The organism is Aeromonas aquatica, assembly GCF_000764655.1.
GTDB classification, from domain to species: domain Bacteria; phylum Pseudomonadota; class Gammaproteobacteria; order Enterobacterales; family Aeromonadaceae; genus Aeromonas; species Aeromonas aquatica.
In genome coordinates this window covers 1-7,836 of the sequence record NZ_JRGL01000018.1, presented here as the reverse complement: position 1 = coordinate 7,836, position 7,836 = coordinate 1, and the positions used below count along the sequence as shown (strand labels likewise).

The 7,836-nt window shown below is 58.5% G+C and carries 7 protein-coding genes and 1 tRNA gene; 4 read left to right on the top strand and 4 right to left on the bottom strand.

What is annotated here, in order from left to right; genetic code table 11:
* Positions 1-902 precede the first annotated feature (902 nt).
* A tRNA-Asn gene (locus LG30_RS0105150) sits at positions 903-978 on the bottom strand.
* Positions 979-1,110: 132 nt separating this feature from the next.
* Between LG30_RS0105150 and uvrB the strand changes: the two genes are divergently transcribed.
* From uvrB to LG30_RS0105135, 3 genes are all read left to right on the top strand, one after another.
* The gene (uvrB, locus tag LG30_RS0105145) at positions 1,111-3,123 is read left to right on the top strand and encodes an excinuclease ABC subunit UvrB (RefSeq protein WP_033129648.1); all 2,013 of its coding nucleotides are present in this window, start codon (positions 1,111-1,113) and stop codon (positions 3,121-3,123) included.
* Positions 3,120-3,389, top strand: coding sequence for a YkvA family protein (locus LG30_RS0105140; protein ID WP_033129647.1), 270 nt, complete (start codon positions 3,120-3,122; stop codon positions 3,387-3,389). Before uvrB ends, LG30_RS0105140 begins: the two co-directional genes overlap by 4 nt.
* A gap of 144 nt (positions 3,390-3,533) precedes the next feature.
* The gene (locus LG30_RS0105135; RefSeq protein ID WP_033129646.1) at positions 3,534-4,181 is read left to right on the top strand and encodes a DedA family protein; all 648 of its coding nucleotides are present in this window, start codon (positions 3,534-3,536) and stop codon (positions 4,179-4,181) included.
* A gap of 255 nt (positions 4,182-4,436) precedes the next feature.
* Here LG30_RS0105135 and dsbB read toward each other — a convergent pair whose 3' ends face one another.
* Positions 4,437-4,958: a disulfide bond formation protein DsbB gene (dsbB, locus tag LG30_RS0105130; protein ID WP_033129645.1), complete on the bottom strand. Its 522-nt coding sequence runs from the start codon at positions 4,956-4,958 to the stop codon at positions 4,437-4,439.
* An 85-nt stretch (positions 4,959-5,043) separates the two neighbouring features.
* Positions 5,044-6,618 carry a Na(+)/H(+) antiporter NhaB gene (gene nhaB / locus LG30_RS0105125; protein ID WP_033129644.1) on the bottom strand — a complete coding sequence of 525 codons (1,575 nt, stop codon included), beginning with the start codon at positions 6,616-6,618 and terminating at the stop codon, positions 5,044-5,046.
* A 335-nt stretch (positions 6,619-6,953) separates the two neighbouring features.
* Between nhaB and fadR the strand changes: the two genes are divergently transcribed.
* Positions 6,954-7,667: a fatty acid metabolism transcriptional regulator FadR gene (fadR, locus tag LG30_RS0105120; protein WP_033129643.1), complete on the top strand. Its 714-nt coding sequence runs from the start codon at positions 6,954-6,956 to the stop codon at positions 7,665-7,667.
* A 55-nt stretch (positions 7,668-7,722) separates the two neighbouring features.
* On the opposite strand, the gene LG30_RS22985 is transcribed toward fadR, so the two are convergent.
* On the bottom strand, positions 7,723-7,836 hold a 114-nt coding region (locus LG30_RS22985; RefSeq protein WP_420796339.1), incomplete at its 5' end, for a hypothetical protein.

Sequence of the window (7,836 nt, the reverse complement as noted above, 5' to 3'; positions counted from 1 at the left end):
CCCCTATGGTGTTGCCAATCTGAAAGTTGCCGAGGCGAACCTTGCCCAGCAGCAGGCCAAAGGCCAGTACCACGAACAGCAGCAGGGAGTCGCTTTGATGTAGCAGTGTCACGAAATCTATGGTCATGCCCGGAAAAACCGAGGAAAAAAGTGGGGCCGATATTGTGCAGGATCCCTTATCAAGAGAGAAGTCCAAAAGCGGATTAACAGGCAGTTAAGTGGGCATGCTTCCGCTAAGGAGGGGGCATGCCCCGGCTCCCGGGGGGAAAGACCTCTCTTTCTCACTGCCAGTGCCGCTGTCAATTAGTGATTTCTGCTATCGGGGGGCGAAGGCTCCCGGCCCCTGTGGACAATTTATTACCTGCTGTCTGGGGCGCAACTGAGCATGCTTTTCAGCATTTTTGACTGGTAGGGCAGAAAGGCCATGAAGGAGCACTTTTCCCTGTCAGGCAGAGGGTGACCCATGGCACGGGGCATGGCGAAAAAAAGCCGGGGGCAGACTGATCTCAATGTCAGCATCAGACCCATTTAGGGGGGAGGGGAAAAACAGCAGAAAATGGGGGGCGAGGCGTTTCGCCTTGCCAAAGCGGAGACAATCGCTGCCAACCTAGGCGCCCCTTGGCTTTGACTCACTTACCCACAGAATCTGTGGATAACCCTGTTAGTGAAACTTGGCAATCAGGCTGCAGGCCGCGCCAATGCTGGGGTGCAAGGGCTGTTCAAAAAATACCGGTAAAAAAATGTTCCTATAAAAATCATATAGTTATATGCAACAGCAGAAAACGCTGTCGCTCGGGAGAGGGGGATCAAATGGGAGTGTCGCCGTGAGAGACGGCTTGTGCATTAAAATTGGCAGAGGAAAGCACTAAAGTGGATAACTTGCACCGAGGTGGTGAGGAAATTGGCTCCCCCGACTGGACTTGAACCAGTGACATACGGATTAACAGTCCGCCGTTCTACCGACTGAACTACGGGGGAACATCAGGCAAGGAGACGCACTATACAGAGCTCGCTTTTCGAGGTCAATAGCCGCTTGGCAGGCAGAGTGGATACCCAGGCCCGCCAACTCGGGGTACACTTCTCTCTTGCTGTTTTTTGCTGGGAGTCGTGATGAGCAAGTTATTTCAGTTGGCCAGCCAGTTTGAACCGGCGGGGGATCAGCCCGCGGCGATCGCCCGGCTGCTCGATGGCATCGAATCCGGGCTCGCCCACCAGACTCTGCTCGGGGTGACCGGCTCGGGCAAGACCTTTACCATGGCCAACGTGATCGCCACCCTCAATAGACCCACCATGATACTGGCGCCGAACAAGACCCTGGCGGCCCAGCTCTATGGTGAAATGAAGGAGTTCTTCCCCGAGAACTCGGTGGAGTACTTCGTCTCCTATTACGACTATTACCAGCCGGAAGCCTATGTGCCGACCACGGACACCTTCATCGAGAAGGATGCCTCCATCAACGATCACATCGAGCAGATGCGGCTGTCGGCCACCAAGGCGCTGCTGGAGCGGCGGGACGTGGTGATCGTTGCCTCGGTGTCGGCCATCTATGGTCTGGGGGATCCCCAGGCCTATCTCAGCATGATGTTGCACCTCAAAGTCGGGGATGTGATCAACCAGCGGGATATACTGCGCCGCCTCGCCGAGCTGCAATATACCCGCAACGATGTGGCCTTCAGTCGCGGCACCTTCCGGGTGAGGGGGGAGGTGATCGACATCTACCCCGCCGAATCGGATAAGCTGGCCCTGCGGGTGGAGCTGTTCGACGAGGAGGTGGAGCGACTCTCCCAGTTCGATCCCCTGACCGGGGCCATAGAGCAGACGGTGGTGCGCTACACCATCTATCCCAAGACCCACTACGCCACGCCGCGCGAGACCATCCTCGGGGCCATCGATCACATCAAGGAGGAGCTCAAGGGGCGCCGTGAGCAGCTGCTCTCCCTCAACAAGCTGGTGGAAGAGCAGCGCATCAGCCAGCGCACCCAGTTCGACATCGAGATGATGCAGGAGCTCGGTTACTGCTCCGGCATCGAGAACTACAGTCGCTATCTGTCGGGGCGTGCCCCCGGCGAGCCGCCGCCCACCCTGTTCGACTACCTGCCGGGGGATGGTCTGCTCATCATCGACGAGTCCCACGTCACCGTGCCGCAGATCGGCGCCATGTTCAAAGGGGACAGATCCCGCAAGGAGACGCTGGTGGAGTACGGCTTCCGGCTGCCTTCGGCGCTGGACAACCGGCCGCTGAAGTTCGACGAGTTCGAGGCCCTGATGCCACAGACGGTGTTCGTCTCGGCCACCCCCGGTCCTTACGAACTGGAGAAGTCCGGCGGCGACGTGGTGCAGCAGGTTGTGCGCCCGACCGGCTTGCTCGATCCCGAAATCGAGGTGCGTCCGGTCACCACCCAGGTGGACGATCTGCTGTCCGAGATCCGGCTGCGGGTCGCGGTGGAGGAGCGAGTGCTGGTCACCACCCTTACCAAGCGGATGGCGGAAGACTTGACCGAATACCTAGCGGATCACGACGTGCGGGTGCGCTACCTGCACTCGGACATCGACACCGTCGAGCGGGTGGAGATCATTCGCGACTTGCGGCTCGGCAAGTTCGACGTGCTGGTGGGCATCAACCTGCTGCGGGAAGGGCTCGACATGCCGGAAGTCTCGCTGGTAGCGATTCTGGATGCGGACAAGGAGGGCTTCCTGCGCTCCACCCGCTCCCTGATCCAGACCATAGGCCGGGCGGCCCGCAACCTCAACGGCAAGGTGATCCTGTACGGCGATACCATCACCAACTCCATGAAGGTGGCCATCGAGGAGACGGAGCGACGCCGCGCCTTGCAGCATGCCCACAACCTCGAACACGGCATCACGCCTACGGGCCTCAACAAGTCGGTGAGCGATGTGATGGACATGGGCGCCAGCCGCACTGCCGGCAAGGGTGGCAGGGGCAGTCGCAAGGCGGCCGAGCCGCAAGGGGAATACCATGTCCGCACTGCCAGCGAGATCGCCAAGGAGATCAAACGGATGGAAGAGCAGATGTTCCAGCATGCGCGGGATTTGGAGTTCGAGCAGGCAGCGGCCATGCGGGATCAGATCCAGCGCCTGCGCAGCGAGTTGATCGAGAGTTGAGCAAACAGCCGAGCGGCAAGCGCTGGCTCATCTGGCGGCGGCTGCGTCGCCTCTATTTTGGCTTTCGCCACCCGGCTACTCCCTGGTGGGCCAAGGGGCTGGTGATCCTCATCCTGATCTACGGCATCAGCCCGGTGGATCTCATTCCGGACGTGGTGCCGCTGTTTGGCTGGTTCGATGACATCAGCCTGCTGCTGTTGCTGCTCTGGGGCTGGGAGTCCTGTCTGCCCGCCGAGGTTCGGCAGGGGCTGGATGCGCGGGAATAAGCGCCTTGGCATCCCTCTTTATGCCAGGGAATGGCGCTGGGGCAGCATGGGGCCGGATTTTCCAGCTGGGCACGGGCGCCGCTGATTGTGGCTCGCAGGGCATTGGCGTAGACTCCTCGCCGTTCACTTCATGGGTATAAATAAATGGATCTGATCCTGTTCGCGATTGACTTTGTGCTGCACGTTGACGTGCATCTGAAAGAGCTGTTTGAAAACTATGGTGTCTGGGTGTACGCCATCCTGTTCCTCATCATCTTCTGTGAAACCGGCCTGGTGGTGACCCCCTTCCTGCCCGGCGACTCGCTGCTGTTTGCCGCCGGAGCGCTCACCGTGGGAAGTGTGCTGGATGTGCACACTCTGGCGGCGGTGCTGATCGTCGCCGCCGTGCTCGGCAACGTGGTGAACTACACCATAGGCCACTTCTTCGGTGAGCAGCTATTTCGCAATCCGGACTCCAAGATCTTCCGCCGGGACTACCTGGACAAGACGCACGCCTTCTATGCCAAGCACGGTGGCAAGACCATTATCATCACCCGTTTCATGCCGATAGTGCGCACCTTCGCCCCCTTCGTGGCGGGCATGGGGGCCATGACTTACCCACGCTTCCTGGCATTCAACCTGGTGGGTGCCCTGCTGTGGGTCATCAGCTTCGTCTATGCGGGCCACTTCTTCGGCAACCTGCCGGTGGTGCGCCAGAACTTCACGCTGCTTATCTTCGGCATCATCCTTATCTCGCTGTTGCCCATGGTCATCGGCATGGTGAAGGCGAAGCGCAGTGCCGACAAGCCTTGAGAGCACTGGCGGCGCAGCATCATCAAAAAGGGAGCCAGTAGCTCCCTTTTTAGTCTCTGTCGAGATGTAGCAACGGCCCTTGACCAGGTTGCCGATGACCACCACCGTGAACACCAGCAGGTAGGCGGCGAAGATAACCACCAGCCTGATGAGGCGCAGCAGGGAGAAGCTGAGCCTAGGGATGAGTCGCACCGAGTCACGGACGGGATAGAAAAAGGGAGCCAATGGCTCCCTTTTACATCTCTGTCGAGTACATCAGTTGCAGCAGCGGCCTTTGACCAGGTTGCCGACGGCTACCACCACAAACACCAGCAGGTAGGCGGCGAAGATGACCACCAGCCACTGGGGCATGGAGAAACTGAGGAACTGCCAGCTGATCTCGCTGCAGTCGCCATCCGGGAAGAACAGCCAGGGGATCCACTGATCGAGCGGCGCCCAGCTCGGGAAGTCGACGAAGCCTTCGCATACGTTGAAGGGGGAGGGGTTCAGCTGGTAATCAACATGCTTGAGCGCCAGTTTTAGGCCCCAGAAGGCGCTGTAGCCCCACAGCAGCAGTGCGCTCCAACGGACATACCATTTCTGGGGCGCCACCATACCGAGCAGGCCGGCCGCGATCACCCCCAGGATGGCGATCCGTTCATAGATACACATGACACAGGGGTGCAAGCCCAGCACATGCTGGAAGAAGAGGGCACACAGCTCGAACAACAGAGCGGAAGCGGCAAGCAGTCCCCAGGCCAGTCGATGGCTGGCAATACGGCGAAGAAATTCGATCATCTGATTGATCTCACAGAGAAAATAGTGGCTGAATTAGAGCAGAGCCGGATGTAAAAAGAAAGGGTCCGCGAGGACCCTTCCATCATCAGTGTGACAGGGGGACTGGGGTTGGCACAGTGCCGCTTTGCATCAACCAGCCGGCCTGGTAGAACCATTCGGTGGCAGGGGCGAGCAGCTGTTCCACCGCGAAGAAACCCACCAGCCCCAGCACCAGGGTGTAGGGCAGGGCCATCCAGACCATGCGGCCGTAAGAGAGTCGCAGCAAGGGGGCCAGGGCCGAGGTCAGCATAAACAGGAACGCCGCCTGACCGTTGGGAGTGGCGACCGAAGGCAGGTTGGTGCCGGTGTTGATGGCCACCGCCAGCAGATCGAATTGCTCACGGCTGATGGCACCATTGAGCAGGGCTGTCTTCACCTCGTTGATGTAGACGGTGCCGACGAAGACGTTATCGCTGACCATGGAGAGCAGGCCGTTCGCCAGATAGAAGAGGGCGAGCTGGTCCTCTGGCTTGGCGGCAAGCACCCATTGGATCACCGGCTTGAACAGCTGCTGATCGATGATCACCGCCACCACGCTGAAGAAGACGGTGAGCAGCGCGGTGAAGGGCAGTGCCTCATGGAACGCCTTGCCGAGGGCGTGTTCCTCGGTGATGCCGGTGAAGGAGGTTGCAAGCACGATGACGCTCAGGCCGATCAGGCCCACGGCCGCCAGATGCAGCGCGAGACCCGCGATCAGCCAGAGGGCGATCAGGGCCTGGACGACCAGCTTGGCCTTCTCTTGCGGGGAGCGCTGGGCATCTTCGTCACGCTCGTAGGCCTCCATGATGCGGCGCACGGGCTCGGGCAGCTTGGTGCCATAGCCAAACCAGCGGCACTTCTCCACCAGGATGCAGGTAAGCAGGCCACAGATGAAGACCGGGATGGTCACCGGGGCCATGCGAAGGACGAATTCGCCGAAATGCCAACCAGCCTGTTCGCCGATGATGAGGTTCTGTGGCTCACCCACCAGGGTGCAGACGCCTCCCAGTGCGGTACCGATGGCGGCATGCATCATCAGGCTGCGCAGGAAGGCGCGAAACTCGTTCAGGTGCTGGCGGCTTGGCTCATCAAGCCCGTTGTCATCGTCGTGCAGGCTGCCAGATTCATCCCGTGAGGCCACCTTGTGATAGATGGCGTAGAAACCGGTGGCGACGCTGATCACCACGGCGATCACGGTGAGGGCATCGAGGAAGGCGGACAGAAATGCCGAGACCAGACAGAATGCGAGGGACAGCAGCGTCTTGGAATGGATACGGACCAGCATCTTGGTGAAGACATAGAGCAGCAACTGCTTCATGAAGTAGATGCCCGCCACCATGAATACCAGCAGCAGCAGCACCTCGATATTGGCTACCAGCTCATGCTTGACCTGGTTGGCCGAGGTCATGCCGATGAGCACGGCTTCAATGGCGAGCAGGCCGCCGGGCTGCAGTGGGTAGCATTTGAGCGCCATAGCCAGGGTGAAGATGAATTCGACAACCAGTAACCAGCCGGCCAGGAAAGGATCATAGTGGAAGACGATCGGGTTGATCAGCAGGAATGAGACGATGGCAAGCTTGTACCACTGGGGGGCATTGCCCAAAAAATTCTTTGCAAACGCGCGCCCTAGGCTGATTGGCATGATGATGGTTCTCTGTTTCTGTTGTTGGTATCTGCGTCTATGCAGTCGAGGCATACCCGACCCGAGCATCCGGATAGTCACCCTTATCAAATTGATTGCACATGATTTTAATCAAGGGAGCGATAACTATAAATAAAGGTGATGGTGATTGCCCAGCTGAGAGGCGTTTTTATCGCCACAAACTAGTCTTGGCTGAAACCCATTGTGTTTTCATATACATGTTTTTAACAAAAAGATCGGGTTAATGTGAGCAGAGGACTGACCTTCTGCTTGCTAGCATGACCGGCTTTGCTATTATTCGTGAGCCTTTTTACGCACTACAACAGAGTCACTACATGGTCATAAAAGCGCAGAGCCCCGCAGGGTTTGCCGAGGAATACATCATCGAGTCCATCTGGAACAATCGCTTTCCTCCTGGATCCATTCTGCCGGCGGAGCGCGAACTGTCCGAGCTGATTGGCGTGACTCGTACCACCTTGCGCGAAGTGCTGCAGCGTCTTGCCCGTGATGGCTGGCTCACCATCCAGCACGGCAAACCGACCAAGGTCAACAACTTCTGGGAAACCTCGGGTCTCAACATCTTGGAGACCCTGGCACGGCTCGATCAGGACAAGGTGCCGGATCTGGTGGCGCAATTACTGTCTGCCCGTACCAACATCTGCACCATCTTTATTCGCGGCGCCATTCGCAACAACCCCGAGCAGGCGGCCGAGATCTTGCGCGCAGCACAAGGGGTTGAAAACTCACCGGAAGCTTACGCAGAGTTCGATTATCGTCTGCATCACCAGCTCTCATTTGCCTCAGGCAACCCTATCTACGCCCTGATCCTGAACGGTTTCAAGGGGTTGTATAGTAGAGTGGGACGTTACTACTTCTCAGACAAGCAGGCGCGCGAGACGGCAGATGCCTATTACAAGGCGCTGCTGGGTCTGGCCGAGACCAAGAATCACGAGGCCGTCTTCATGACAGTGCGTCAGTACGGCATCGAGTCTGGCAAGCTGTGGACTCGCCTACGCCAGGACATGCCGAGCAACTTGTGCGATAACTGAGTCGTTTCTGCAAAGAAAAAACGCGCCATATGGCGCGTTTTTTTATGCCTTGATGTCAGCTGTTTCCCTTGCGTTCCGGGCAACGCCCTATGATGTCGGCGGGCAGCTCCCCGTTATCTTGCTCCAGCACCACATCAAATCCCCATAGCTGATGCAGATGCTTGAGCAC

What these genes read in the sequence shown, in the direction of transcription:
- uvrB (WP_033129648.1), top strand. Translation starts at nt 1,111, where the DNA reads ATGAGCAAGTTATTTCAGTTGGCCAGCCAGTTTGAACCGGCGGGGGAT.
- LG30_RS0105135 (WP_033129646.1), top strand. Translation starts at nt 3,534, where the DNA reads ATGGATCTGATCCTGTTCGCGATTGACTTTGTGCTGCACGTTGACGTG.
- dsbB (WP_033129645.1), bottom strand. Translation starts at nt 4,958, where the DNA reads ATGATCGAATTTCTTCGCCGTATTGCCAGCCATCGACTGGCCTGGGGA.
- nhaB (WP_033129644.1), bottom strand. Translation starts at nt 6,618, where the DNA reads ATGCCAATCAGCCTAGGGCGCGCGTTTGCAAAGAATTTTTTGGGCAAT.
- fadR (WP_033129643.1), top strand. Translation starts at nt 6,954, where the DNA reads ATGGTCATAAAAGCGCAGAGCCCCGCAGGGTTTGCCGAGGAATACATC.